The sequence below is a fragment of the Thermomonas hydrothermalis genome (assembly GCF_900129205.1).
GTDB lineage: Bacteria > Pseudomonadota > Gammaproteobacteria > Xanthomonadales > Xanthomonadaceae > Thermomonas > Thermomonas hydrothermalis.
In genome coordinates, this window is record NZ_FQUK01000083.1 from 1 (window position 1) to 1,467 (window position 1,467).

General features: G+C 64.3%; 3 protein-coding genes. All 3 read right to left on the reverse strand.

Translation table 11 applies throughout. From position 1 onward, the window contains the following. Positions 1-51: 51 nt before the first annotated feature. The 3 genes from BUA29_RS12570 to flgM are packed head-to-tail and all read right to left on the reverse strand — an operon-like array spanning position 52 to position 1,287. Entirely contained in the window at positions 52-630 is a 579-nt protein-coding gene (locus BUA29_RS12570; protein ID WP_072756714.1) for a sensor histidine kinase, read from the reverse strand. Beyond that, positions 627-968, reverse strand: coding sequence for a hypothetical protein (locus BUA29_RS11865; RefSeq protein ID WP_072756715.1), 342 nt, complete (start codon positions 966-968; stop codon positions 627-629). The genes BUA29_RS12570 and BUA29_RS11865 overlap by 4 nt, the downstream gene beginning before the upstream one ends. A 7-nt stretch (positions 969-975) precedes the next feature. Beyond that, the gene (gene flgM / locus BUA29_RS11870; RefSeq protein WP_072756716.1) at positions 976-1,287 is read right to left on the reverse strand and encodes a flagellar biosynthesis anti-sigma factor FlgM; all 312 of its coding nucleotides are present in this window, start codon (positions 1,285-1,287) and stop codon (positions 976-978) included. Positions 1,288-1,467: the final 180 nt, after the last annotated feature.

Here is a 1,467-nt window from a genome sequence, read left to right on the forward strand (position 1 = left end):
CAGCCCCAAAGCCTGGGTGAAGAGTTGTTCTTGCATCCGCCAAGGCTGACATCATCCGGCGGCCCGTTCCACACCAGACGCGATGGAGCCCAAAAGCGCGGTGCTGTATTCCTGCAGCGTGCTCAGATTGGAGCCGACATAACCAATCGGGTTGTTGATCTCGTGTGCGACACCTGCGGCCAGCTGGCCGATCGAGGCCATCTTCTCGGAGCGCAGCAGCTGTTCCTGGGTGGTGGCCAGGCGCTGTACCGTGCGTTGTAGCTCCTCGTACTGGCGCTGACGCTCGCCGCGTTCGCTGATGTCCACCACCACCAGGATGCAGTGCCCGCTGTCGGGGGACTGCCCGCAGTGCAGCTCCAGCATCAGCGGGTGTTCCGGGTCGGGACGCACCTCCCCTTTCCAGTAACCGGTCTCAAACGCGTGTTGCCAGTCGCTGTCTGCAATCAACCCGACCAACGCCTGCGGGCCGGCCCCCGGTTGCACTTTCTCCGCCAGGGCACAGGCCGCAGCGTTGGCATGATGCAAGGCACGGGTCTTGTCCAGGAACAGGACTGGAAACGCAAGCGCACTGCCCGCCCACAAGGCATCCCGGCTCCACAGGGGCGAGTCGGTCACGAGGGGCTGACTCATCCGCACCCCAGGAAACGGCCACCCGTACGCACAGCGCGTGCAAGGCCGCTGCCATCATATGTAGCAGCCGCCTCGCTGCGGCCCAGATAGCGCAAGGTCCAGGCCACCTCGCGGCGACGGCGTGCCAGCAGGACTGCATTGGCCCGGTTGAGCGCATGCAACTGTGCGATCCGGTCGCGGTCGTCTGGCGTTGCCACTCGCTCGGCCGCTTTCAGGGCATCGAGTTTGTCGCGGGTGGACTTAAGCAGCGCTTCGACGTCGTGCTCCAGCAGAGCACGGCGCTCGGCCTGCAGGGCCTGCTCCAGTGCGTCCAGCGGGTGCACCTCGGTGGCGTTCATGGCGGCATCACTTAAGGAGTTCGCGTTCCAGTGCCAGGAGGCGATCAGCGATCTCCTCCGGGTCGATCTTGTAGCTGCCATTGTCGATGGAACTGCGGATTTCCTTGACTTTGGCCAGATCCAGCCGGGACGAACCCGCCAGCTCCTTGACGAGCGCCTTCAACCCGACCGCCTCGCCAGTCAGGCGCAGGCTGTCCACCGGCGGAGAGGACTGCACGGCGGCCTCACGAGAGGCACCGGCACGGGGTTGTGCTGTTTCGGCAATGTGCTTGGCCTCGACTGGCTTGGTCGGCAGATTGCCATCGATCTTCGTGGTCATGGCCAGGGTTCCGGGTGTGTGGGTCGACCTCGTTAACGGCCGCCCCGGAACGGACTTTAGGGGCAAAATGCCAAAAAAATCAAAGAATTGTATGAGTCCACCACCTTTGGCACTCGGGTTGGTGCTGGAGCAGGAAGTGTAGCGGGGGTCGCTGGCCGAGGGCGTGGTGGGGGCGCTCGG

Excerpts from the sequence above, each read along its gene's own strand:
- BUA29_RS12570 (WP_072756714.1), bottom strand. The coding sequence starts at position 630 with ATGAGTCAGCCCCTCGTGACCGACTCGCCCCTGTGGAGCCGGGATGCC.
- BUA29_RS11865 (WP_072756715.1), bottom strand. The coding sequence starts at position 968 with ATGAACGCCACCGAGGTGCACCCGCTGGACGCACTGGAGCAGGCCCTG.
- flgM (WP_072756716.1), bottom strand. The coding sequence starts at position 1,287 with ATGACCACGAAGATCGATGGCAATCTGCCGACCAAGCCAGTCGAGGCC.